This window comes from Duganella sp. 3397, from assembly GCF_031456625.1.
GTDB classification, from domain to species: Bacteria; Pseudomonadota; Gammaproteobacteria; order Burkholderiales; family Burkholderiaceae_D; genus Rugamonas; species Rugamonas phyllosphaerae.
This window is the reverse complement of the sequence record NZ_JAVDVB010000005.1, coordinates 603,595-628,975: the sequence shown is the minus strand read 5'-3', so window position 1 is coordinate 628,975 and position 25,381 is coordinate 603,595. Positions and strand designations below refer to the sequence as shown.

General features: G+C 64.7%; 17 protein-coding genes and 1 pseudogene. 5 read left to right on the top strand and 13 right to left on the bottom strand.

Annotation, left to right across the window (positions count from 1 at the left end):
* Nucleotides 1–6 precede the first annotated feature (6 nt).
* Nucleotides 7–900, top strand: a complete 894-nt coding sequence (locus tag J2X54_RS19145) for an NAD-dependent epimerase/dehydratase family protein (RefSeq protein ID WP_310182667.1) — start codon at nucleotides 7–9, stop codon at nucleotides 898–900.
* On the opposite strand, the gene J2X54_RS19140 is transcribed toward J2X54_RS19145, so the two are convergent.
* Nucleotides 897–1,517 (bottom strand): TetR/AcrR family transcriptional regulator, encoded by a 621-nt coding sequence (locus J2X54_RS19140; protein WP_310182666.1) that lies wholly within the window; start codon nucleotides 1,515–1,517, stop codon nucleotides 897–899. The genes J2X54_RS19145 and J2X54_RS19140 overlap by 4 nt on opposite strands.
* A gap of 87 nt (nucleotides 1,518–1,604) precedes the next feature.
* On the opposite strand from J2X54_RS19140, the gene J2X54_RS19135 reads away from it, so the two are divergent.
* On the top strand, nucleotides 1,605–2,705 hold the full coding sequence (locus tag J2X54_RS19135) for an aldo/keto reductase (RefSeq protein WP_310182665.1): 1,101 nt from the start codon (nucleotides 1,605–1,607) through the stop codon (nucleotides 2,703–2,705).
* Here J2X54_RS19135 and J2X54_RS19130 read toward each other — a convergent pair.
* From J2X54_RS19130 to J2X54_RS19105, 6 genes are all read right to left on the bottom strand, one after another.
* Nucleotides 2,661–3,236: a GNAT family protein gene (locus J2X54_RS19130; RefSeq protein WP_310182663.1), complete on the bottom strand. Its 576-nt coding sequence runs from the start codon at nucleotides 3,234–3,236 to the stop codon at nucleotides 2,661–2,663. The two genes, J2X54_RS19135 and J2X54_RS19130, sit on opposite strands and share 45 nt — an antisense overlap.
* A gap of 16 nt (nucleotides 3,237–3,252) precedes the next feature.
* Nucleotides 3,253–4,551, bottom strand: coding sequence for a DUF945 family protein (locus J2X54_RS19125; protein WP_310182662.1), 1,299 nt, complete (start codon nucleotides 4,549–4,551; stop codon nucleotides 3,253–3,255).
* Nucleotides 4,552–4,651: 100 nt separating this feature from the next.
* Nucleotides 4,652–6,421 carry a DUF885 family protein gene (locus J2X54_RS19120; RefSeq protein WP_310182660.1) on the bottom strand — a complete coding sequence of 590 codons (1,770 nt, stop codon included), beginning with the start codon at nucleotides 6,419–6,421 and terminating at the stop codon, nucleotides 4,652–4,654.
* 7 nt (nucleotides 6,422–6,428) lie between these two features.
* Complete coding sequence (locus J2X54_RS19115; RefSeq protein WP_310182658.1) at nucleotides 6,429–8,612, bottom strand: EAL domain-containing protein; 2,184 nt, start codon at nucleotides 8,610–8,612, stop codon at nucleotides 6,429–6,431.
* A 53-nt stretch (nucleotides 8,613–8,665) separates the two neighbouring features.
* On the bottom strand, nucleotides 8,666–10,876 hold the full coding sequence (locus J2X54_RS19110) for an ATP-binding protein (protein WP_310182657.1): 2,211 nt from the start codon (nucleotides 10,874–10,876) through the stop codon (nucleotides 8,666–8,668).
* An 81-nt stretch (nucleotides 10,877–10,957) separates the two neighbouring features.
* Nucleotides 10,958–12,613, bottom strand: a complete 1,656-nt coding sequence (locus J2X54_RS19105; protein WP_310182656.1) for a sulfate permease — start codon at nucleotides 12,611–12,613, stop codon at nucleotides 10,958–10,960.
* A 216-nt stretch (nucleotides 12,614–12,829) separates the two neighbouring features.
* On the opposite strand from J2X54_RS19105, the gene J2X54_RS19100 reads away from it, so the two are divergent.
* Nucleotides 12,830–13,849: an SDR family oxidoreductase gene (locus J2X54_RS19100; protein ID WP_310182655.1), complete on the top strand. Its 1,020-nt coding sequence runs from the start codon at nucleotides 12,830–12,832 to the stop codon at nucleotides 13,847–13,849.
* Nucleotides 13,850–13,851: 2 nt separating this feature from the next.
* Nucleotides 13,852–14,817 carry a Ku protein gene (locus J2X54_RS19095; protein ID WP_310182653.1) on the top strand — a complete coding sequence of 322 codons (966 nt, stop codon included), beginning with the start codon at nucleotides 13,852–13,854 and terminating at the stop codon, nucleotides 14,815–14,817.
* A gap of 79 nt (nucleotides 14,818–14,896) precedes the next feature.
* Here the strand turns inward: J2X54_RS19095 and ligD are convergent, their stop codons facing one another.
* Nucleotides 14,897–17,500 carry a DNA ligase D gene (gene ligD / locus J2X54_RS19090; RefSeq protein ID WP_310182652.1) on the bottom strand — a complete coding sequence of 868 codons (2,604 nt, stop codon included), beginning with the start codon at nucleotides 17,498–17,500 and terminating at the stop codon, nucleotides 14,897–14,899.
* Between the two features lie 158 nt (nucleotides 17,501–17,658).
* Here ligD and J2X54_RS19085 point away from each other — a divergent pair, with 158 nt between their 5' ends.
* Nucleotides 17,659–18,012, top strand: a complete 354-nt coding sequence (locus J2X54_RS19085; protein ID WP_070246524.1) for a hypothetical protein — start codon at nucleotides 17,659–17,661, stop codon at nucleotides 18,010–18,012.
* Nucleotides 18,013–18,135: 123 nt separating this feature from the next.
* Here the strand turns inward: J2X54_RS19085 and J2X54_RS19080 are convergent, their stop codons facing one another.
* From J2X54_RS19080 to J2X54_RS19060, 5 genes and pseudogenes are all read right to left on the bottom strand, one after another.
* Nucleotides 18,136–19,644, bottom strand: a complete 1,509-nt coding sequence (locus J2X54_RS19080; protein WP_404990936.1) for an efflux transporter outer membrane subunit — start codon at nucleotides 19,642–19,644, stop codon at nucleotides 18,136–18,138.
* A gap of 13 nt (nucleotides 19,645–19,657) precedes the next feature.
* Nucleotides 19,658–22,852 (bottom strand): efflux RND transporter permease subunit, encoded by a 3,195-nt coding sequence (locus J2X54_RS19075; protein WP_310182649.1) that lies wholly within the window; start codon nucleotides 22,850–22,852, stop codon nucleotides 19,658–19,660.
* Nucleotides 22,853–22,857: 5 nt separating this feature from the next.
* Nucleotides 22,858–24,110 (bottom strand): annotated as a pseudogene (locus tag J2X54_RS19070) (efflux RND transporter periplasmic adaptor subunit).
* Nucleotides 24,111–24,269: 159 nt separating this feature from the next.
* Nucleotides 24,270–25,172, bottom strand: coding sequence for an alpha/beta hydrolase (locus J2X54_RS19065; RefSeq protein ID WP_310182648.1), 903 nt, complete (start codon nucleotides 25,170–25,172; stop codon nucleotides 24,270–24,272).
* The gene (locus J2X54_RS19060) at nucleotides 25,169–25,378 is read right to left on the bottom strand and encodes a hypothetical protein (RefSeq protein ID WP_070246520.1); all 210 of its coding nucleotides are present in this window, start codon (nucleotides 25,376–25,378) and stop codon (nucleotides 25,169–25,171) included. Before J2X54_RS19060 ends, J2X54_RS19065 begins: the two co-directional genes overlap by 4 nt.
* Nucleotides 25,379–25,381 lie beyond the last annotated feature (3 nt).

Here is a 25,381-nt window from a genome sequence, read left to right as displayed (position 1 = left end):
CACGGCATGAAAGTATTCGTTACAGGCGCGGCAGGTTTTATCGGCGGTTCGATCGCAGCGGGGCTGGTCAAGGCTAGCCACCAGGTGGTTGGCCTGGTGCGCAGCCCGGACCAGGTGGCGGAAGTGGCAAGGATCGGCGTAGCCGGCATCGTCGGCACGCTCGATGACCACGACCTGCTGGTGGCCCAAAGCCAGGCCGCCGATGCCGTTGTCAACGCCGCCAGCAGCGACAACCGCGCCGCCGTCGAAGCGATCATCGAAGGCCTGGCCGGTTCGGGCAAGCCATTCCTGCACACCAGCGGCTCGAGCATCGTTGGCGACGCCTCGGGCGGCCTGGGCACCGACAAGATCTATTACGAAGACCAGCTGCCGGCACCGACCGCCGACAAGGCCGCGCGCGTGGCCATTGACAAGCTGGTGCTGGCCGCCGCCGGTCAGGGTGTCCGTTCGGCCGTGCTGTGCAACACCCTGATCTACGGCCACGGCGCCCTGCCGCGCGACAGCGTGCAGCTGCCACGCCTGCTCAAGCAAGCGCAAAAGAGCGGCGTCGTGCGCCACGTCGGGCCGGGCCAGAACATCTGGTCCAACGTTCATATCGACGACGTGGTGGACCTGTACCTGCTGGCACTGGAAAAGACCCCGGCAGGCGCGTTCTATTTCGTGGAAAGCGGCGAAGCGGCGTTTCGCGACATGACCGCAGCGATGGCCAGGGCGCTGGGCCTCGGTGCGCCGCAGGACTGGCCGCTGGAACAAGCGAAGGAAGAATGGGGCTACGAGATGGCGTCGTACGGCCTGGGCTCCAACAGCCGCGTGCGCGGCAAGAAGGCGCGCGAGGTGCTCGGATGGCAGCCGCATGGTCCCTCGGTGATCGACTGGATTGCCCGCGATATGCTGCGCTAAGCCGCAACCGCAGCTGGCTTGGGCCAGCCGAGCATTGCTACCTCTGCCACCAGCAGCAGCTTCTCGCGCGGCGCCCCATCGCGCGCCAGCGTGGACATGCCCTGGATTACGGCCATGGTCAGCGCGGCCAGCGCAGCGGCGTCGGTTTCGTGCGGTAGCTGCCGGTCTTCGATCGACTGCACGATCTTCAACCGCAAACGGTCCTCGATGGCGCCCCGGATCGCACCCAGCGCCTGCCGTACCTCGCGCGCAGCGTGCGAGCAGCTGATGGCGGAACTGGCCAGCAAGCACCCGGCAGGCGTAGTAGCGCCGGTAAAACCGATGGCCGAAACCCGCAGCAACTCGCTGGCCGCCGCGTGCGCCGATGGGGCCTGCGCGATGATGGTGTCCGCCGTCACGGGCCCTGACAGGTACAGGCCGATGGCATCGAAAAACAGTCCCTTCTTGTCACCGAAGGCGGAGTAAATACTCGACGGTTTGACGTCCAGCGCAGTCGTGAGGTCGTTCAGCGACGTCGCCTCGTAGCCATGTTCCCAGAACAGCAGCATGGCCTTGCGCAGCGCTGCGTTGCGGTCGAACGACAGCGGCCGGCCCTTTTTACGTGTGGTGTCAGTCATTTATTTCTAGTGATCGATAGGAAATTAATTGTATAGCCCGCTGATGTCGGGTACTATTTTCCTATCAATCACTCGGAAAGTAAAGACATGTCGCTCACTGACTATCGCACGCTGGGACGCTCTGGACTGGCGGTCAGCCCGTTCTGCCTCGGCACCATGACCTTCGGCACTGCGCGCTGGGGGTCGGATACCGACGCCTCGCGCGCAGTGTTCGATGCCTACGTCGCTGCAGGCGGCAATTTTGTCGACACCGCCGACGTCTACGGCAGCGGGCGCAGCGAAGAAATGCTCGGCGCCTTTATCGCCGAACGGGGCTTACGCGACAGCATCGTGCTGGCTACCAAGTCGGGCTTTGCCGACGGCCAGGGGCCGCACGCAGGCGGCAACGGCGCCAAGCATCTTCACGCCGCACTGGAAGGTTCGCTGCGCCGCCTGCAAACCGACTGCATCGACCTGTACTGGATCCACGTCTGGGATGCTGTCACGCCGGCAGAGGAATTGCTCGAAACCATGTCCGCGCTGGTCCGGACCGGGAAGATCCGCTACTGGGGCGTCTCCAATACCCCGGCCTGGTACGTGGCCAAACTGGCAACACTGGCGTCGGTGCGCGGCCTGCCCGGCCCCATTGCCCTGCAATACTTTTATTCGCTGGCCAATCGCGATATCGAAGATGAATTCGTACCGCTGGCGGCGGAATTTGGCATGGGTATCGTGCCATGGAGCCCGTTGGCCTTCGGTTTGCTGACCGGAAAATACGACCGCGCCACGGTGGAGCGCAGCAACCCGCGCAGCGCCGGCTTGCCCCGCGATGCCGCGCGGGACGGCGAGCAGCGCTCACCCGGAGACAAACGGCTCGACGGCGCCAACCCGTTTGGCGACACCTTGTTTACCGAAAAGAACTGGAGCATCCTGGGGACGCTCCAAAGGATTTCGGCCGAGACGGGATTGAGCCAGACCAGCATCGCACTGGCGTGGATTACCGGCCGTGCGGGTGTTACATCGACGTTGATGGGTGTGAGCAGCGCTGCGCAAGTTGCCGACAATATCGCCGCGCTCGACGTCCGCCTGTCTGACGAGCACAGGGCCGCGCTCGATGCGGTGAGCGCGCCGGAGATGAAGATGCTCTACAGCCTGTTTACGCCGTCAGTGCGGCAGCACGCGGTATTCGGGGGCTGCACCGTGCGCTGAGATCAGCGAAAACACATGCGCATCCACCGCCCGGCCATCGATGCACAGCCGGTTGCGCGCTATGCGCTCGTCCAGCGCGCCCGACTTCGCCGCCACCGCCAGGCTGGCCGCGTTGCCGACGGCGACCACGATCTCCACCCGGTGCAAATCCAGCGCGCCGAATGCGTGCGCGGCCAGCGCCTGCACGCAGCGCGAGGCCACGCCCTGTCCTTGGCGCGATTGCCGCACCCAGTAGCCGAGATTGCAGAACCTGTGCAACATGCGGATGTCGTTGAGGCCAGCACCACCCAGGAAGTCGCCCGACTGCTGGTCGAAGATGCCGAACTCGAAGGCGGTGCCCGCCGCCTGGCCAGCGCGGCACATGGCAAACCATTCCAGCGCATCGGCGGCGGTGTAGTCGCTGGTGCACCACCCCATCCACGGCGACACCGATGCTACCGATTCCACCACGGCGGCGGCAAAGGCATCGGCATCGGTGTCGGCGAACGGCCGCAATACCAGGCCGGAGAAAACCATGTGAGGTGCGATCATTGCTGGCCCATACCGGTTATTTGGTGGCTTTGGGCGGCAGGGCCAGCTTGCCGTCCTTCATGCCGGGCATCGACGGTCCCTTGCCATTCAGGGTCAGCACGCCGTTTTTCAACTCGATCACCGTGCGCACCTCGTCCTTGTCCACCACGGCAAAGCCGGACTTCCTGATATCGCCGAGCATCTTGTCGGACATCTGCTGCTCGATGGTTGCCAGTTGCGCCGGATCGGGTGCGCGGTCTTCTGCGGACTGAGCCTTGATAGCACTGGCGGCGGCAAAACGCGCATACTCACGGAAGGCCAGCACCGGAACCCGCACTTCCAGGCGCACCAGCAGCTTGTTCAGCAAGGCCGGCATCGAATCGAGTTCTGCGTCGGCGCCCTTGGCAAAGCCGATGCGACCCTTGATCGAGGCGACCTGGTCACGCCAGGCGGCGCTGATGTCATCGATGACAACCGTGACGCCGCCCCTGAGCAGCGCCCGGCCCAGTTCCTTGAATTTCATCAGCATGACCTGCATTTGCGCCTCGGGCGCCAGCTGCTGCAACTGCGGCGAACTGACGAACCGGGTGAAGTCGGCCACCACCTGGCCGTCCATGCCCAGCACCCGCGTGGCAATGTTGAGACGTTCGATCTTGTGCTCGCCCACGCCGGCCGAGCGCATCGACAGGCCGTACGCGAGATCGACATTCTTGCCGCGCCGCTGCACTTCGGTCTTGAGCCGCAAGTCCTCGACCAGTAACGGACCGCCGGCGCCCTTGACGGCGATGCTGGCCACGCTCATGTTCATGGCGCCGTACCACAGGCCATCGCTGGCGCGCGACTGCCGGCCCGCGAAACGCAGATCGGACACTTGCGCACGTGTCACCACGCCAAACGTCAGCGAGGCCGCCTCGCCCGTGTAATCCATCTGGTTGCCGGCCGGGCTGGTGTTGGTCTTGAGGATGACATCGCTCCAGGCGGCGTACGCCTGCGCTTCCGCGTGGCCGCCAGCCTTGAGGATGCTCTGGTAGTGCTGGCGGCCACCGCTATCTGGCAGGCGCTGCGGCGCGAACGGCTTGTCGGTGCCGAAAACCGCCTTCAGGCGCGGCTGCAGCTCGGGCGAGAATGAAAACTTGTCGTACGCGGCGATGCGCTTGTTGATGTTCGGTTCTCTGGCATCGAGCAGGCCCAGTTCCTTGGCGGCCGCAGTGGTGACCTGGATGATCTCGGGCGTTGGCACATTGGCTGCAGCCGGCGCCGGGGCCGGCGGTTGCGCATGGGCGCCGAGACTCAATACCAGGATGGACGTGGCGAGCGCGATCGATTTTTTATACACGGAGAATGCCTATCAAAAGACGGATGAAATAAGTTTGCCCAAAAGAACAATATTACTCCATCCGCCACATTGAAAAACACGCAAATTGTCACTGCCGCCCTTATTCCAGGGCAGGATACGGGCTCTTGCCGCCGTCCTTGATGAACTGGTCGATGCGCGCTTCCAGCACCGGCAGCGGCACCGAACCGAGTTGCAGCACGGTGTCGTGAAAATTGCGGATGTCGAACTTCTCGCCCAGCGCGGCTTCGGCCTTGCGGCGCGCCTTGATGATGCTCATCTGGCCCAGGTAGTACGACAGCGCCTGGCCCGGCCAGGAAATGTAGCGATCGACCTCGGTCTCGATCTCGTGGTCCGACAGCGCGGTATTGGCGCGCAGGTAGTCTTGCGCCTGCTTGCGGGTCCAGCCCTTGCTGTGGATGCCGGTATCGACCACCAGGCGCGAAGCGCGCCAGGCCTGGTAACTGAGCATGCCGAAGGTTTCGTACGGGGTTTCGTAGATGCCCATCTCGGCGCCCAGGCGCTCGGTGTACAGCGCCCATCCCTCGCCATAGGCCGAAATATACGCGTTGCGGAACGACGGCCGGCCCTTTTGCTCCATCGCGATCGGCATCTGGAATGCGTGGCCCGGCGCCGATTCGTGCAGCGTCAGCGCCGGCATGCTGTAGAGCGCGCGCGACGGCAGGTTGTACGTATTGACCAGGTACACGCCCGGCCCACCCCGCCCCGACGTGTAGAACGGCGCCTGGTCAGCCGGCACCGGGATGATGGCAAAGCGCCGGCGCGGCAGGTAGCCGAAATACTGGGCTACCTTGCCGTCGAACTTCTTGGCCACCCAGGCCGAGCGCATCAGCAGCTCTTCCGGGGTCTTGGCGTAGAACTGCGGGTCGGTGCGCAGGAAGTGCAAAAACGCCGGCAAGTCGCCTTTGAAGCCGGTCTGCTTGATCACGTCCTGCATCTCGGCGCGGATCTTGGCCATTTCCGCCACGCCCACCTGGTGGATCTCGTCGGCAGTCATGGTAGTCGTCGTAAACTCGACGATCTTCGACTGGTAATAGGCTTTGCCGTCGGGGAGATTTTCGGCAGCGAGGTCCTCGCGCGCCTTGGGCACGTACTCGTCGCGCATGAAACCCAGCAGCTTGACGAACGACGGCTGCACCGCCGTCGCGATGGCTTTTATACCCTGCGCGCGCAGGTCTTCCTGCACTGCCGCCGGCATGGTGGCCGGCATGGCCTTGAACGGCTCATAATAAATGCTGTCCTGCGGCGTCCTGGCTTCGGCCACCGATGAAATCGACGCATCGCGGCCCACCAGCGTTACCTTGGGCGGCGTGAAGCCGCGCGCCAGGCCGGCGCGCATGTTGACGATCTCCTCGTCGAAGTAGCGCGGCACATCCTGCAACTGGCGAATGTAGGCGCGGTAGTCCTTTTCGGTGGTCATCGGGCGGCGCGCGCTGTAGGCCAGGTTGGACCAGAACGCGGTGTCGGCATTGAGCGGCTTTTCGTATTCGCGGTACGCGATCTCCGCCACCAGCGCGGCGATCTGCGCCTTGTACACCTGGTAGTTGATGTTCTCCTCGCCCGACAGGCTGGCCGGCTTGATGCCATCGAGTTTTTTCAGCACGCCCTGCCAGTACGCCAGCCGCCTGGCCTGGGTGGCGGCGTCGATGCGCGGCAGCGCGGACGTCACGCCATTGTCATCGTCTTCATCGCTTTCCTGCTGCTGCGTGTGGCGCCACTTCAGTTCTTCGGTGTAGATGGCCTTGAAGCGGGCGTCGGCCGGTCCGGGCCTGGTTGCCGCTTGCGCGTTCATCGACAGGACAAGGCAGGCGCCGGCGACTACGCCGGCGATGGTGCTGAACTTCTTGTGCATAAGGCTCCTAAACGTCAAACAGGTTGCGCCGCTCGCGCAGCAATTCGGTAAATTCGCCGGCGCTCACCGGTCGGCTGAAAAAGTATCCCTGCATTTCGTCGCAACCGCGCTCTGTGAGGAACTGCACCTGCTCGCGCGTTTCCACGCCCTCGGCGATCACCTGCATATTGAGGTTGTGCGCCAGCGAGATCACCGACAGCGCAATCGCCGCGTCGTTGGCGCTGGTGGTGACGTCGTCCACGAAGGATTTGTCGATCTTGAGGGTGTCGATCGGGAAGCGCTTCAGGTAACCGAGGCTGGAGTAGCCGGTGCCGAAGTCGTCGAGCGAGATCGACACGCCGATATCCTTGAGCCGGTGCAGCGCGGCCACCGCCTTGTCCGGATCGCCCATCACGGTGCCTTCGGTAATTTCCAGGCCCAGGCACGACGGCGCCAGGCCATAGCGGCGCAGCGTGCTTTCCACGTACGGCACGGTGGCGTCGTTGGCGAACTGGCCGGCGGCCAGGTTGACCGACACCTTGACGTCGCCCAGTCCCTGGTCCTGCCACACACGGATTTGCGCACACACGCTTTCCAGCACCCAGTCGCCGATCGAGTTGACCAGGCCATATTCCTCGGCCAGGGGGATGAAACGGTTGGGCGGCACCCGGCCCAGGACCGCGTTATTCCAGCGCAGCAGCGCCTCGGCGCCAGCCAGCCGACCGCTGCGCAAGCACATTTGCGGCTGGTAGTGGACTTCGAATTCGTCGCGGGCAATCGCCCCGCGCAGCTGGCTCTGGATCGCCAGCTTGTCGCGGATCTCGGCGTCCATCCGTTCGGTGAAGAAGGCGTAGTTATCGCGGCCGGTTTCCTTGGCGCGGTACAGCGCAGTGTCGGCGTTGCGCAGCAGTTCGTCGAAGCTGTTGCCATCGAGGGGACTGACGGCGATGCCGATGCTGGCGGTGACGGTGATCTGCTGGCCGTCGATCACCAGCTCGCGGCGCAAACCGGCCAGGATTTTCTGCGCCAGGGCCATGGTGGCGCCCAGTTGGGCGTCGTCCTGCACCACGATCTGGAATTCGTCGCCGCCCTGGCGGGTGACGATGTCGCCCTCGCGCACGCTGTCGGTAAGGAAGTGCGACACCACCTGCAAGGCCTTGTCGCCCACCTCGTGGCCATACGAGTCGTTGATGCTGCGGAAGCGGTCCAGGTCCAGGCACATCACCGCGACGCAGCGCCCCTCGCGGCGGGCGTTGGCCAGCGACTGCTCGAAGCGCTGGCGCGCCAGCAGGCGGTTGGGCAGCCCGGTGAGCGCATCGTGGTGGGACAGGAAGTCGATCAGGTGCTGCTCGGCCTTGCGCTCCGTAATATCGAGGAACAGCGCGACGTGATTGGTCACCTCCCCCGCGCCGTTGCGCAGCGACGAGGCGCTGAGCAGGCCCGGATAAGTTTCGCCATTCTTGCGGCGCGCCAGCAGCTCGCCCGACCAGTGGCCGCTCTTGCCCATGGCCTGTGCCATCACCGCCAGGTTGGCGGCGTCCTGCTCGCCGGCGTGCAGCATGGTGATGTTCTTGCCCAGCACTTCATCGCGGCTGTAGCCGGAGATTTGCGTGAAGGCGGGATTGGTGGCGACGATGCGCGCCTCGGGATCGGTGACGACGATGGCGTCGCGCGTGGCCTCGAACACCTGGCTCGACAGGCGCATGAATTCCTCGTTGGCGCGGCGCTGCTCGATCTCGCGCGCCAGTTCGGCCGTGCGCTCCGCCACCCGCTGTTCCAGCGTGGCGCGCTCCTGCGCCAACGCGTGCTGGGCGCGGCCCAGGCGCACGTGGGCGTCGGTGCGGGCCAGGATTTCCTCGGCCTGGAACGGCTTGGCGATAAAGTCCACCGCGCCCAGCGCAAAGCCGCGCACCTTGTCGTCGGTGTCATGCTGGGCCGAGAGGAAGATGACCGGCACCTGGCGCAGCTCGGGCGACTCCTTCAGGCGCCGGCACACCTCGAAGCCGTCGATGCCGGGCATGCGGATGTCGAGCAGGATCAGTTCCGGTGGCCGCGATTGCGCGGTCCATAGCGCCAGTTCGCCGTTGGGGGCCTGGCGCACGTCGTAGCCGGCGTCGGTCAGCAGGTCGCTGAGCAGCTTGAGCGAGGCCGGCGTGTCTTCCACGATCAGCACTTCACCCTTGGTATGTGGTTCCGATAAATCCCGGTGCATGAATACTCTCTATCGCGCCAATATTGCGTGTGATCCAAACGTCATCATATACCTCAATGGCCCGGTTCTCCAGCCTGGTCCAGCAACGTGCACAGTTGCGGGTACTGGTGCAGCCGCACCATGTGTTCGATGCCCTCCACCACGGCGTGCAATACCGGTGGCAGCGGTTCGAGCAGCAGCGCCACCCGGGCCAGGTTCAGTTCCTGCAGTGCCGCCTTGAGCTGGGCGCGCAGGTCCGGCGCCAGCTGCGCCAGGTCGGCAGCGGCCAGCGGCGCGGCGTTGCGCGGACCGGGGCCCTCGGCCGGCGCGGTCAGCAAGCGGCGCGCGCGCAGCATCTCCTGGGCGCTGATGCCGCCTGCAGCCGCCAGCTGCGCCGCGTCGGCCACCGGCGCCCGGATGGTGAACTGGAACGTGGCGCCGGCGCCAGGCACCGACTGCACCGACAGCACGCCCCCCATCAACTGCACGAACTCGCGCGAGATGGTCAGACCCAGGCCGGTGCCCTCCTTGGCGCCGGGCCCCTGGGCCTGGATGAACGGCTCGAAAATGCGGGTCTGGTCGATGGGCGAGATGCCGGGACCGTCGTCGATCACGGCAAAGGCCAGCTCGCACTGGCCGTCGCCCACGAGCGTGCCGGCCACGCGCAGCGTGACGTTGCCCTGGCCGGTGAACTTGACCGCGTTCGACATCAGGTTGAGCAGCACTTGGCGCAGCTTGGTGCCATCCACCCGCGCGCCTGGCGGCAACCCGGCCGCTTCCAGCGCCAGGTGCACGCCGGTCTGGCCGGCGCGCATGCTCACCATGTCCATCACTTCCTGGAGTACGTCGTCGATGCGCACAGCCTCGGTTTGCAGGGTGGCGCGGCCGGCCTCGATGCGGGATAGTTCGAGGATCGCGTTGATCAGCGTGAGCAGGTGCTCGCCGGAGCGGTGGATGATGGCGAGGTTGCGCTTTTCTTCCGGCAGCATGTGCTTGGAGTCGGCCATCAGGCGCGAGAAGCCGATCACGGAATTGAGCGGTGTGCGCAGCTCGTGGCTCATATTGGCGAGGAAAATGCTCTTGGCCTGGTTGGCCGCCTGCGCCTGGCGCACCGCCACCGACAGCGCGTTGGTGCGCTCGGCTACCAGTTCTTCGAGGTGGATGCGGTGGCGGCGCAGCTCCTGTTCCGCAGTTTTCTGCTCGGTGACGTCGTAGCACACGCCCACCATGCGCGCCGGGCTGCCGTCCGCATCGCGGAAGATCACCGCCTCGCCATGCAGGTGATGCAGCGAGCCGTCCGGCCACAGCACCCGGTATTCGCTGTCGAAATCCCCGCCACCGCCCAGCGCCCTGCCGAGCAGTGTCCGCAATGGCACCGCGTCGTCGGGATGGACCAGCAGCATCCAGTTGTCCACCGCCGAGACGTGCGGTCCGGTGTGGCCGTCTTCCACGCCGTACAGGCGGTGCATCTGGTCGTCCCACACCATCCTGTCGCTGTGGATATTCCAGTCCCAGATACCGATCGAGGCCGCGCTGCTGGCGATCTGCAGCCGCTCCTCGCTGTCGTGCATGGACTTGTAGCGGCTGTCCATCAGCTGCACCATCTCACGGATCGAGGCGTTGAGCGTGCGCAGCTCGCCGAAGTACCAGTCGCGCGGCGGCAAGGCGCCCGGGTTCTGGCCGGCCTTGACGTTGGCGGCGTAGCGCTCGATGGTGGTGATCGGTTTGAAGACCAGGTGCGACAGCAGCAGGTACAGGCAGAACACCAGCGTTACGTCGAGCACGAAGATCATGCCGGCGATGGTGTAGAGCCGCTGGCGCAGCTGCTCGGTCATCGCCTCGGGCGAGGCATACACGGTGATGGCGCCGATCGACTGGCCGGCGGCGACGATGTCGCGCCGGGCCGACAGCAGGTCGGGATTGTCGGGCAGGCGCGTGGCTTCGGTCAGTTGCCCCTGGGCGTTGCGGGTGAGGATGAAGGTCTTGCCGCCGAGGGCTGGGGTGACGGCGCCGGCGTACAGGTCGCGGTTGCTCAAGCCGCTCTTGATGATGGTGGTGATCTGGTTGTCATCGAAATTCCAGGCCGGCAGCGCCACGGCGGCAGCCAGTTCGTCGGCGCTGTTGACCAGGGTTTTGTGCAACTGCTCCCAGCGCTGCTCGCGTTCGAGCGTGTAGAAGTACAGCGCAAAGGTGGCCAGCACCACGGTGACCACGGCGGTCAGCGTGACGCTGACGAAGGCGGCGATCGAAATACGTCCCGCGCGGCGGGCAAGTTGGTGCAGCATCGGTATCAGCGGGCCATCGGTGGGTGGATGTGGAACGTTGCCCCTGATCATATTGTCAAACTGCCCGGAAGTCCATGCGTATTAGCGCTGGCCGGCCTGGATATGGTCGCAGGCCATGGCCGTACTGAGAAACAGCTTGCCGTTCAGGTCGCGCAGCAGGTCGCTGTGGCGCAGGCGGTCCATCACCGGCCCCTTCACCTCGGCCAGGTGCAGGCCGATGCTGCGCCGCTTGAGGCTCTGGTTCAGTTCCGCCAGCGCGTACAGGGCGGTGGTATCGATCGAGCTCACCGCCGTCATCACCAGCAGCAGGTCGCGCGCGCTCTGGTGGGTGCGCAGCTCGCACTCGATCCGTTCACTGACCGATTCGACGTTGCCGAAGAACAGATTGGCGTCGATGCGCAGGATCAGCAGCTCGGGCTGGGTGGCGGCCGGATAGCGCTCGATATTGCGGAAATGTTCGGTGCCGGCGATGCGGCCCAGCACCGCGATGTGCGGCCGGCTGGCGCGCCAGATCAGGGTACCCATCGACAGCGCCACGCCGACGATCACGCCCGCCTCCACGCCCAGCACCAGCACGCCCAGGCAGGTGGCGGCCCACGCCAGCACGTCGCTGCGGTCGTACGACCAGGCGGTGCGCACGATGCCCAGCTCCAGCATGCCCAGCACGGCGACAATGATGGTGGCCGCCAGCACCGGCAGCGGCAGCAAGGCGAGCCAGCCGGTGGGCGCCAGCAGTGCGCCGGCCAGCAAGGCGGCGGTGATCAGGCTGGCCAGCGGGGTGTTGGCGCCGGCGGCGAAATTGACGGCGGAGCGCGACAGGCTGCCGGTCACGGGAAAGCCGCCCGACAGCGCGCTGGCGACGTTGGCGGCGCCAAGGCCGATCAGCTCATGGTTGCTCACCAGTTTTTCGTTGCGCTTGAGGGCCAGCGACTGCGCCGCCGACATCGACATCAGGAACACCATGAAGCCGATCAAGAGACCCGGTTGCAGCAGCGCGGGCCAGTGGGCGCCGGACGTGGCCAGGTTGAGCCCCGGCAGCCCGGCCGGCACCGCGCCCGTGGTGCGCACGCCCAGGTCGTGCAGGCTGGTCGTGGCCATCAGGGCGATCCCGCCCAGTACCACCAGCATCGGCGCGAGCTTGGCGCCGATGTCGGCGGCAATCGCCGGCAGGCCGCAGGCGCGCAACAGGGCAGCCAGGTAGCGGCGCGCCAGCAGCAGCAACAGCAGCGATCCCACGCCCAGCAGCGCGCTGGGACCATGCACATGCAGCTTGAGCACGTCGGCAATGGGCGCGCCCAGCAATGTATGAACCTGGTCGAGGGCGATCACGATGGCCGAACCGACGGTAAAGCCGCTCATCACGGGACGCGAGAAGAAATTGGCGAGAAAGCCCATGCGCAGCAGGCCGCACAGCAGCAAGGTGGCGCCGGCCACCAGCGCCAGCTGCGCCGCCAGCACGCCAGCCAGCGCGGAACCGGGAGCGGCCAGCGGACCGATGGCGGCGGCGGTCATCAGCGAGATGATGGCCATGGGGCCGACCGATTGCGTCATGCTGCTGCCGAACAGCGCGTACACCACGGGCGGCATGATGCTGGCATACAGGCCCACCACCGGCGGCAGGCCGGCCACCATGGCGTAGGCCATGCCCTGCGGGATCATCATCATGGCCACGACCAGGCCGGCGCTGATATCGCCGGGCAGGAGCGCGCGCCGGTAGTGCTTCAACCAATGCAGCATGCTGGGTACAAAAATCGGGGAAAGCGACAGGGTACGCGATTGACCCTGGCCGGTCCAGCGCCAAATGCGTTTTTCGACTTTGTTAATGCGAAAAACATATAAGGAAGCCAGGTTGGCCGTGTCGAAGTCGTCATAAATCCGGGCTTGTGTGAAAGAGCGCACCGTCATCGATGGGGGCGGCGCCAATACTGATAGTTCATCGCAATCGGAGGCACCATGGACAACCAGCACAATCACGGCAATCAAGGCAACAGCAGCGGCGGCAGCACCGCCAGCGAACAGCGCGAGATCCAGCAGCGCCAGGATCAGCATGACCAGCAAAAAACACCATCGGGCGGCAGCCAGTCCGGGGAAAGCAAGGGGCCGGTGCAGACCACCGACCACGATTATCCGGGAACACCGCTGCCGGCGCAGCACCTGGCCAAGCCGGGGCTCGAGGCGCAGATGGACCTGAAGCCGGAATTCATGGCGCCCGACTACCAGGGCAGCGGCAAGCTCGAAGGCATGGCGGCCATCATCACCGGCGGCGACTCCGGCATTGGCCGCGCGGTGGCGGTACTGTATGCGCGCGAAGGGGCCGACGTCGCCATCGTCTACCTGGACGAGGACCAGGACGCGATCGACACCAAGCGGTACGTGGAAGCGGAAGGCCGCAGCTGCCTGTTGATACGCGGCGACGTGCGCGAAGCGCAGTTCTGCCGCGAGGTGGCCGAGCAGGTGCACCAGCGCTTCGGCCGGCTCGACATCCTGGTCAACAACGCCGCCTTCCAGGAACATGCCGAAAAAATCACCGACCTCACCGAGGAACGGTTCGACATGACGATGAAGACCAATGTGTATGGCTACTTCCACATGGCCAAGGCGGTGGTGCCGTACCTGAAAAAAGGCGGAGCGATCATCAATACCGGTTCGGTCGTCGGCCTCAAGGGTTCTGCCAAACTGATCGACTACTCGACCACCAAGGGCGCGATCCACGCATTTACCATGTCGCTGGCGTCGAATCTGCTCGAGCTTGGCATCCGCGTCAATGCCGTGGCGCCCGGCCCGGTCTGGACGCCGCTCAACCCGGCCGACCAGTCGCCCGACAAGATCACCGAATTCGGCGCCCAGGCCGACATGCGCCGGCCCGCGCAACCGCAGGAGCTCTCGCCTGCCTACGTGTTCCTGGCCGCGCCCAGCTGCGCCAGCTACATCACCGGCATCGTGCTGCCGGTAACCGGCTCGGTGGGGAGCTGACAGTGGCCGCCCGCGCGTTGTGGAAAGGCGCCATCAGCTTCGGCCTGGTGCACATCCCGGTGGATTTGTACACGGCGGTACAGGAGCACGACCTTGATCTGTCGATGCTCGACCGGCGCGACTTTTCGCCCGTGGGCTACAAACGCTATAACAAGAAGAACGGCAAGGACGTCGATTGGGACGACATCGTCAAGGGCTACGAGTACGAGGACGGCGAATACGTGGTGCTGTCCGACGAAGACCTCAAGCGTGCCAACGTGGAGGCCACCGGCACCATCGACATTCAGGCCTTTGTCGATGCGGCCGACGTGCCGCTCACCTATTACGAGCATCCGTATTACCTGGCGCCGTCGAAAGGCGGCGCCAAGGTGTATGCGCTGCTGCGCGAAACGCTGCGCCGCGCCGGCAAGATCGGCATCGCCACGGTGGTCATCCGCACCAAGCAGCACCTGTGCGCGCTGGTGTGCATGGATGACAAGATCGTGCTCAACACCTTGCGCTTCGAGACCGAGATCCGCGACAGCGAAGATCTCAAGCTCCCGCCGGTGTCACTTAAAAGCGCTGGCATCAGCGACAAGGAGCTGAAAATGGCGCTCTCGCTGGTCGAGGGTATGGCCGAGGAATGGGATCCGTCGCAATATCACGACACCTACAAGGAAGACGTGATGGCCCTGATCAAGAAGAAGATCAAGGCCGGCCAGACCAAGACCCTCACTGCGCCGGAACCGGAACGCAAGGCGCCCAGGTCGTCGAACGTGGTGGACCTGGTGGCACTGTTGCAGGACAGCCTGGGCAAGCGCTCCGGCAAGGGTGCAGCCAAGGCCACGCCTGCGCAGGACGAGGAAGCCGAGGAAGAGGCGCCGGCGCCGCGCAAGCGGGCCGCTGCCAAAACTGCCCCCGCCAAGGCCAAAACGGCGGCTGCCCGCAAGCCTGCCGCCAAGTCTCCCACTGCGCGCAAGGCGGCTTGACGTCAACGCCTGCCCATTGGGTCCCCGCCTGCGCGGGGACGACATCTCCAGCCTGGCAAAATAAGACGTCCGGCTGAACCTAGCGGCCTTGGGGTTTGAAGTCGAGCATCTTCATCGCCGGCGCCAGCCCCTTGGCGGCCTTGGCATAGCCATCCCACGGCGTATTGCCGACATCGAGCCGGGTGTGCACGGTGGCCACCGTCCAGTGGTCGCCACCATGGAGCTCGCCCAACTCTTCCCAGCTCACCGGCACCGAAATGCCCAGGCCGGGACGCGAACGCGCCGACCAGGCGCAGGCGGTGGTGGCGCCGCGTCCATTGCGCAAGTAATCGATGAAGATCTTCCCTACCCGGTTGCTCGGACCGCTCTTGAGCACGAAGCGCTCCGGAATATTGTGCGCCATGTGCGCCACGATCGCCTGCGAGAACGCTTTTACATCGTCCCAGCCATAACCGGGCTTGATCGGCACCACCACGTGCAGCCCCTTGCCGCCGCTGGTTTTTAAAAATGCCGGCAATTCCAGCTGGTCGAGGAAAGCCTTCATCAGCATGGCCGCCTCCTGCACCTGCTTCCATTCCACGCCCTTGCCGGGGTCGAGGTCGAACACCATGCGGTTGGGCTTTTCGTACGTGGCCGCATTGGCGTTTTGCGTGTGCAGCTCCACCACGTTCCACTGCGCTGCCGACAGCAGCCCCTTTTGGGTGGACACTTCCAGCATCGGCGCGTGTTCGGGATCGAGCGACTGCTTGAGGTTTTTCACGCCGTCCATCTTGTCGGTATCGGCGTGCTTCTGGAAAAACAGTTCGCCCCCCACGCCGGCCGGCGCACGCACCAGCGAGACCGGGCGGCCCTTCAGGTGCGGCAGCATCAGCGCGCCGACCAGCGCGTAGTACCGCACCAGGTCGATCTTGGTGGCGCCGCTCTGCTTGTCGATCACACGGTCCGGATTGGTGACCTTGAACGATGGGGGCAGTTTGCCCGCTACCAGTGGCTCGGGCTCTTTCACGGATTTTTCCTCCTTCATGTGGGCGGGCAGTTCGCGCACGATGGACGTCGCCTTTTTATCCTTGCGCAGCCCCTTGAAAACCGAATGCCGGATCGAGCCGGCGCTGGTCCATTCACCGAACGCCACCTCCGCCACCAGCGTGGGCTTGAGCCAGTGCGCCTTGCGGTCGATGTCGCGGCTGGGCGCGAACGGGCTTTTTCCCGTTGCCAGCTTGTCCATCTTCGCTTTCAGGTCGCGCAGCGATGCGCCATTGAAGCCACTGCCCACGTTGCCGGCGTAGCGCAGCGTGCCGTCCGCATCGTAGGTGCCCAGCAGGAGCGAGCCGAAACTGCTGCGCGCGCCCTGCGGGTCGGTATAGCCGCCGATGACGAATTCCTGGCGCTGGCCGCATTTGAGCTTGATCCAGCTGCTGTTGCGCCGCGCCGCATAGCTGGCATCACGGCGCTTGCCGATGATGCCTTCCAGCCCCATGCTGCACGCGGCGGCGATCATGTCTTCGGGCGCGGCGGCCAAGGCGGCGCTGTAGCGCACCGTGTCGTTCGGACGTTTATCGAGTACCGCTTCGAGCTGCGCGCGGCGCTCTTCCAGTGGCGTATCGCGCAAGTCACGGCCATCGAGGAACGGCGCGTCGAAAATAAAGTACACCATCTCGCCAGGCGAATTGACATCGAAAGCGTTTTGCAGCAGCCCGAAGTCGGGCCTTCCCTCTTCGTTATGGACGACAATTTCGCCGTCGTACCAGCCGGGCGGCAGCTTCATGCTCGCCAGCGCTTTCTGCAATGGCTGCAGCTTGTGGGTCCAGTCGTTGCCGTTGCGGGTAATCAGGCGGATATCCTTGCCATCCACCCGGGCCAGAATGCGGTAGCCGTCGAACTTGATCTCGAACAGCCAGTTCTCGGGGTCGGGCGGCGGGCCGTCCACCAGGGTGGCCAGCTGGGGCGACAGCTTTTCCGGCAGTGCGACCTTGGCAGGCTTCGCAGTTTTGGCAGTGGTGGTTTTTTCAGCTGGCTTGGCGCCCTTTGCAGCTCCCGTGGACCTTCCGGCTTTTGCAGCCCTGGCGCCGCCAGTGGCTTTGGCGGTATCGGCCGCCTTCGCGGCGGCCTCGGTCAGCTTGCCGGCGCCATCGGGCATCGGCAGCGCCTTCACGCTGTCGGGCATCTCATCGATCACGGAAAACTCGGTGGCAGGCCGTGCGTAATCGTCCTTCTCCTTGATCAAGAGCCACGGCTCCTGCTTCTCGCCCTTGCCGCGCATGCGCACCAGTACCCAGCGCCCGCGCAGCTTGTGGCCGTGCAGTGTGAACTTGAGGTTGCCGGCGGCGAGGCCCTGGCGCGGATCGCCGTCCGGCTGCCAGCTGCCTTTGTCCCAGATGATGACCTTCCCTGCCCCGTATTGTTTGGCCGGGATCGTGCCTTCGAAGTCGTTATAGGAAATCGGATGGTCTTCCACGTGCACGGCCATGCGCTTGTCGTGGGTGTCGTAGCTTGGGCCTTTCGGCACGGCCCAGCTCATCATCACGCCATCGAGCTCGAGGCGAAAGTCGTAATGCAGACGGCTGGCCCAGTGTTTCTGGATCACGAAGGCCAGGTGTTCACCGCCCTCGGTGCCGCCTTCGGCCGGTTCCGGGGTGATGGTGAAGTCGCGCTTGGACTTGTAGGTTTTGAGAGAGGCTGTCATGGCTCCAGCGTAGGCCCGACGCCGCTGTGTTTCTGTGCGATGACGAACATGTAAGCGATTGTAAAGGCCGTCAACGACAACTGATCGGCACGCGTTTTTACGCTCAGAGACACGGGAATAGTCCCGGGCCCTATCAACCGAAACGAGGAAACTTCATCATGAAAAAAATTATCGCTACCGTGATCGCCGGCCTGTTCGCTACCGCAGCTTTCGCTCAAACCCCAGCCACCACCCCAGCGGCACCGGCTGTAGCCAAGGCCGAAGCGAAAGAAGCCAAGGCTGATGCCAAAGCCACCGCCAAGGAAACCAAGGCCCACATCAAGGCCGACGCCAAAACCGCCAAGGCAGAAGCCGAAGCCAACAAGGACGTCGCCGTAGCCCAGGCCGATGCCAAAGCCGACAAGGCCGACGCCCACGCCAAGGCCCACAAAACCAAGGCCAAAGCCCACGAAAAAACCGTGAAAGCTGATGCAGCGGCGATGCCAGCAACGCCAGCTACCCCAGCCAAGTAAGCCCTGAATCGCGTGCTGTGGCGCGCGATCGCTCCGGTTTGGGGGGCGGACCCGGAGGGGTCCGACCCCGGCTCTGGCAGTGCGGGGGAATAAAAAAACGGACCTTTGAGGTCCGTTTTTCATTTACTGCTGCGCCACCGTCTGCGCGGTCGGGCTATCCCAGCCCCCGCCCAGCGCACGGATCAGCGCCACCGTGGTCACCGCGCGGGTGCCGCGCAGCTGGACTGCGGTGCGTTCCACCGCCGCCAGGTTGCGCTGCGCGTCGAGCAGGTCGATATAGCTCGACCGGCCAGCCGCGTACAGCTTTTGCGCCAGGTCGGCCGAACGACGGGCCGACACCAGCGCAGCTTCCATCTGCGCGGTTTGTCCGGCCAGGATGCGCAGGCCGGCCAGGTTGTCTTCCACCTCGGCGAAGGCTACCAGCACGCTCTGGCGATACGTACCGACCGATTCTTCCAGCGCGCCTTCGCTGCGCGTGATGTTGGCCTTGTTGCGGCCACCGTCGATGATCGGCATCGACATCAGCGCACCCAGTATCCACGAACGGCTGCTCCACTCGAACACGTTGGAGAACGACTGCGCGGCGGTACCACCACCTGTGGCGCTCAGGGTCAGCGCCGGGAACATGGCCGAGCGGGCCACGCCGATGCGGGCGTTGGCCGCTTCCATGGTGCGCTGGGCGGCGGCGATGTCGGGACGGCGCTCGAGCAGCGACGACGGCAGGCCGGCAGGAATCACCGGCAGCAGCGCGGTATCGAGCAGCGGGCTGGCGCCGGCCGTGTAGCTGGCCGCCGGTTTGCCCAGCAGGACCGCCAGTGCGTGTTCGGCCGTGACGCGCTGGCGTTGCAGGCCGATCGCTTCGGACCGCACCGTCGCCAGTTCGGTCTTCGCGCGCGACAGGTCGAATTCGCCGATGTCGCCCAGGTCGAAGCGGCGCTGGTTGACCTGCACATCTTCTTCCCGCGTCTGCACGGTGCGCGCCAGGGTTTCCAGTTCGGCGTCGGTGGCGCGCAGCCGGAAGTAGGTCTGCGCCACGTCGGCCTGCACCGACAGCAGCACCGATCGGTAGGTCGCTTCAACCGAGGCGGCATCGTTGCGGGCTGCCGCCACGTTGGACGATACGCGGCCGAACAGATCGACTTCGTAGCTGGCCGACAGGTTGGCGGTATAAACGTTGCCGGGGCGGACCGGCGTGCCATCCGGCAGGCCGAGCGACGGCGCCGAGGCGCGCTGGCGCTGGGCGCCGACGTTGGCGCCCACTTGCGGAATGCGGTCCGCTTCGGCCACGCCGGCAATCGCGCGGGCCTGCTTGACGCGGGCCGCTGCCACGGCCAGGTTGGCGTTGGCGCGGGTGGCTTCGGCGATCAGCTCATTCAAGGCCGTATCGTTGAAGGCCAGCCACCACTCGCCGCGCGGCTGCGCTTCGGCAGCCTGCGCCTGTTTCCAGGTGCTGCCGTCGGCAGCGGTCTGCACGTGGGTGGTGACCTCCGACGGTACCGGCGCCTGCGATTCCTTGAAGGCGGTCGGCACGTCGATGGCAGGTTGCTTGAACTCGGGGGCGGCGCATGCGGTCATCAGCAATGCGGCCAAGACGGGAGCCACGCCTTTGGCGATCATTTGCAGCTTGTTCATCTTAGTGTCCATGTTAATGGTTCCCTTCCAGTTTTGGTGCGGTGACGACAGGTGCGCCGGCTACCACGGTTTTCTTGCGCTCCAGCCGGACCGACAGGTTGCGCAGCAGGACGTAGAACACGGGCGTCAGGAACAGGCCGAAGAAGGTCACGCCCAGCATGCCGGCAAACACCGCCACACCCATCGCATGACGCATTTCCGAACCGGCGCCGCTCGAGAATACCAGCGGCAGCACACCCATGATGAAGGCGATCGACGTCATCAGGATCGGGCGCAGACGCAGGCGGCACGATTCCAGCGCCGCTTCGACGATGGTGCGGCCTTGCAGTTCCAGTTCACGGGCAAACTCCACGATCAGGATCGCGTTCTTGGACGCCAACCCCACCAGCACGAACAGCGCGATCTGGGTGAAGACGTTGTTGTCGCCAGCGGTCAGCTTCACGCCGATCAGTGCGCACAGGATCGACATCGGCACGATCAGGATCACGGCCAGCGGCAGGGTCCAGCTTTCGTACTGGGCGGCCAGCACCAGGAACACCAGCAGCACGCACAACGGGAACACGTACATCATGGTGTTACCGGACAGGATGTCCTGGTAGACCAATTCGGTCCACTCGTACGAGATGCCCTTCGGCAGCACTTCCTCGACAATTTTCGTCATCTCGGCCTGTGCTTCGCCCGACGATACGCCAGGCGCCGGTGCACCGTTGATTTCAGCGGCGACGAAAGCGTTGTAGCGCTGTACGCGGTCAGGGCCATAGCTGTCTTTCACGCGCATCAGCGACGACAACGGAATCATCTCGCCACGGTCGTTGCGGACCTTGAGTTGACCCATGTCTTCTGCGTGCGAACGGAACTGCTGGTCGGCCTGCACCCGCACCTGGTAGGTACGGCCGAACTGGTTGAAGTCATTGACGTACAGCGAACCGAGGTTGATCTGCAAGGTCTGGTAGATCGTGTTGAGCGGCACGCCGAGCTGCTTGGCTTTTACGCGGTCGACGTCGGCGAACAGCTGCGGCACGTTGATCTGGTAGCTCGAGAACACGCCAGCGAGCTTCGGGTTGGTCGCGGCCTTGGCCTGCACTGCCTGCACCGCTTTGTACAGCGCGTCGTAACCGAGGTTGTCGCGGTCTTCGAGCATCAGCTTGAAGCCACCGGTGGTGCCGAGGCCATTCACCGGCGGTGGTGGCAGCACCATCACGAACGCGCCTTCGATGGCGCCCATGCGCTTGTTGATCTCGCCGGCGATGGCTTCGGCCGACTGCGACTTGCTGGTGCGCTGGTGGAAGTCCGACAGGCCGACGAACACGATACCGGCATTCGGCGCATTGGTGAAACCGTTGATCGACAGGCCAGGGAACGCGATCGAGTTGGCCACGCCAGGAATGTCCTTGGCGATGTCCGACATCTTGCGGATCACGGCGTCGGTGCGGTCGAGTGAAGCGGCATCAGGCAATTGCGCAAAGCCGATCAGGTACTGCTTGTCCTGCGCCGGCACGAAGCCCGGCGGCACCACCTTGAACATGAAACCGGCAGCGACGGCCAGCACCGCGTACACCACCAGCGAGCCGCCCTTGCGCTTCAATACGCCGGTCACGCCTTTTTCATAGTTGTTCGACGCGCGGTTGAAGAAACGGTTGAACCAGCCGAAGAAGCCGCCGAACACCTTGTCCATGCCACGGGTGACGATGTCTTTCGGTGCGTCGTGTGGCTTCAACAGCGCTGCGGCCAGGGCCGGGGCCAGGGTCAGCGAGCTGAATGCCGAAATCACGGTCGAAATGGCGATGGTCAGCGCGAACTGCTTGTAGAACTGGCCGGACAGGCCGGACACAAAGGCGATCGGCACGAACACGGCGCACAGCACCAGGGCGATCGCAATGATCGGGCCACTGACTTCCTTCATCGCCTGGATCGTCGCGTCATGCGGCGACAGGCCGTCGTGGATGTTACGTTCCACGTTTTCCACCACCACGATCGCATCATCGACCACGATACCGATGGCCAGCACCAGCCCAAAGAGGGACAGCGTGTTGATCGAGAAGCCGAAGGCCAGCATCACCGCAAAGGTACCGACCACCGACACCGGCACGGCCAGCAGCGGAATGATCGAGGCGCGCCAGGTTTGCAGGAAGATGATCACCACCAGGGCGACCAGCACGATCGCTTCGATCAGGGTGTGGATGACCGACTTGATCGACTCACGCACGAACTGGGTGGGGTCATAAACGATGTCGTAAGCGACACCTTCCGGGAAGTCCTTCGACAGGCGTTCCATGGTGGCGCGCACGTCGGCCGACAGTTGCAGCGCGTTGGCGTTCGGCGCTTCGAAAATCGGAATTGCGGCAGCAGACTTGTTGTTCAGCAGCGAGCGCAAAGCGTACGAGTTCGAGCCCATTTCCAGGCGCGCCACGTCCTTGAGCAGCGTGACAGCGCCGTCGGCACTGGCCTTGACGATGATGTTGCCAAATTCTTCTTCGTTCTGCAGGCGACCGTGGGTATTGACGGTCAGCTGGAAGTCGGCGCCCTTGCTCGGGCCCTGGCCGATTACACCGGCAGCGACCTGCACGTTCTGCTCGCGGATCGCGTCGACGATGTCGCCGGCGGTCATGCCGCGCGCAGCGACTTTTTGCGGATCGAGCCACACACGCATGGCGTAGTCGCCGGAACCGAACAGCTGCACCTCGCCCATGCCGGGCAGGCGCGCCAGTTGATCCTTGACGTTCAGTACCGCGTAGTTACGCAGGTACAGGTCGTCGTAGCGTCCGTTCGGCGACAGCAGGTGGACCACCATGGTCAGGTTGGGCGACGACTTGACGGTCGTGACACCGATCTGGCGCACTTCTTCCGGCAGGCGCGGCAAGGCGCGCTGGACGCGGTTCTGCACCTGCGTTTCAGCCTGCTCGACGTTGGTGCCGATCTTGAAGGTCACGGTCAGCGCCAGCGCGCCGTCGGACGTGTTTTGCGAGGACATGTACAGCATGTTCTCGACGCCGTTGATCTGCTCTTCCAGTGGCGCGGCCACGGTTTCGGCGATGATCTTGGGGTTGGCGCCCGGGTACTGCGCGCGCACCACCACCGATGGCGGCACCACGTCCGGATACTCGGAAATCGGCAGCTTGAAAATTGCGATCAAGCCGGCCACAAAAATAATGATCGACAGGACGGCCGAGAAAATCGGCTTGTCGACAAAAAATCGGGAGATGTTCATTGTAATTATTCCTTGGTAGCGCCAGCCTTGGCAGCAGTGGACACTGCGGCGACTTTTTCATCTTTTTTGGTTTCTGGCTGCGCCACGTTGGCGGCCAGCGGGTCGGCGTCCATCGCCACGATGGTCGGCGTGATCGGCGCGCCGGGGCGCACGCGCTGCAGGCCGTTGACGACGATCTTCTCGCCGGCTTTCAGACCGGAGCGCACCACGCGCAGGCCATCGACTTGCGGGCCGAGCGTGACCGGACGGTACTCGGCCTTGTTGCCGGCGCCGACCACGAAGACGAACTTGCGATTCTGGTCGGTGCTCACGGCGCGGTCGTTGATCAGCATGACCGGCTTGGCGCCGGTGGAACCGGCCAGTTGCACGCGGGCGAACAGGCCAGGCACCAGGGCGCCGTCGTCGTTGGCCAGGCGGGCGCGCATGCGCACCGAGCCGCTGCGGGCGTCGAGCTGGTTGTCGACGAATTCGAGCTTGCCTTCGTGCGGGAAGCCTTCTTCGTTGGCCAGACCGATACGCACCACGGCCGGCTGGCCCTTGTGGGCAGCGGCGCCCACGCGCAGGTAGGTCTCTTCGTCGCCGTCGAACGAGGCGTAGATGTTTTCCAGCGAGACCACGGAAGTCAGCACGGCCGAGGCATCGACCAGGTTACCGAGCGTGATTTCCGCTTTCGAGACGCGGCCGCTGATCGGCGACGTCACGCGGGTGTAATCAAGGTTCAACTTGGCTGCTTCGTACTGGGCTTGCGCGGCGCGGGCGTCGGCGTCGAGCTGCTTGAAGTTCGACGAGCGTTCGTCGAGTTCGCGCTGGGCGATGGCTTTATCGGCCAGCAGCTTTTCAGCGCGATCGAATTCCAGCTTGGCCAGTTCGGCCTTGGCACGGGCCGAACCGGCAGCAGCCTGGCGCGGTTGGCTTCGGCCTGGAACGGACGGGCGTCGATCACGAACAGCACGTCGCCCTTTTTGACCTGGCTGCCCGGCTTGAAATTAATCGCCGTGATGAAGCCGGCCACGCGCGGACGGATCTGCACCTGTTCGATCGCCTCCAGGCGGCCCGAGAATTCCTGGGTTTCGGTCAGGGTCTTTTCGACCACGGCCGCTGCTGACACCGGCGGTCCGCCTTGCGGTGCGCCCTGCGCTTGTGCGGTCTTGCTATTGGCATCGTCGCAACCGGTGAGGCCTATCGTGGCCAGGCCCGCCAGCGCCATGGCAGCGGCCAGCGGCCCTGCCAAAGCGGTCATTTGTTTAATGGTTTTCATTTTTTATCCCTTTATGCATGAAAATTATTAATAGAAACGGCGGCGCCTGCCGACAGCCAGGGCGATGCACGGAAAAACAGACAACAAGAGTCGAGCGCCCCGCCGGCAAGCCAGTGGGGACGTGGGTGTTACTGTTGGACTAACAGGTAATCGGTACCGCTAAGAAGGAGACTCCGCACCGGGCCGGTCGAGGCCCGCGATGAAGGTGGCGATCTCGCCGAGCGCGACGCACTTGCACGCGCACTCGTTACGCTCACCCGCTTCTGACTGCAGCGCGGGGGCCATGCGGATCACGGATGTCTTGACGCCGTTGGCGATCAGTTTGGCGCCATACTGTTCGGCCTCGTCGCGCAGTGGATCGTCCTCGGCGGACAGGATCAGTGCGGGGGCCAGGTTTTTCAGGCGGCTCGATTGCAGCGGCGAAGCATACGGGTGGGTGCGGTCGGCGCAATTGGGCAGGTAGCCGGCGTAGGCGGCGGCGCAGGCATCGGCCACCTCCAGCAGTTCCGGCGCCTGCTGCAGTTCGCGCATCGAGCAGGTGGTGAGGCCCGGGTCGAGCATGGGCATGATCAGGATCTGGCCGGCCAGCGCCGGGCCGCCGCGGTCGCGCGACATCAAGGCGCAGACTGCCGCCAGATTGGCGCCCGCTTCGATCCCGCACACCAGCAAGCGCTTGCCGGTCCATGCAGTCTTGGCCTTGTTCTTCTTGGCCCAGTTGAGCACTGCATGGGCGTCTTCCACCGCTGCCGGGAAGGCGCGTTCGGTGGCCAGCGTATAGCTCGAGGACAGCACGGCGATGTGCGGACTGTCGTCGGCCAGGTGGCGCAGGAAGATGTCGGCGCCATCGAGGTCGCCGCCGACAAAACCGCCCGGGTGGAAGAACACCAGCAGGGTGTCGCGCTTGCCCCCATCGCGTTTAGCCGAATCACCGCTGGTGTACAGGCGCGCCGCGAGCGGGCCTTCGGCGCCGCCCACTTCCAGCGCGCGCACCTTGATGCGGTCGGACAGCTGCGGCAGCGGTTGCTCCTGCTGGCTAGCGCTGGTGCTGGACTCGGTGTTCATCGGGTCACCGTCAAGCCGTCGCCGGCGACCAGCGAGGTGTCGGCACAGGCCAGCGCGTCGCCGCTGGCGACTTCGGTCAGGGCACGAACGCCTTGCACTTCGGCCTTGGCCGTCTGCAGATAGGCATCGGTGGAAATGACGCCCGCCAGCGCGACCGTGGTCAGCGCAATGGCGATCGTGGCAAACATTCCATCCAGATTTTTCATGAT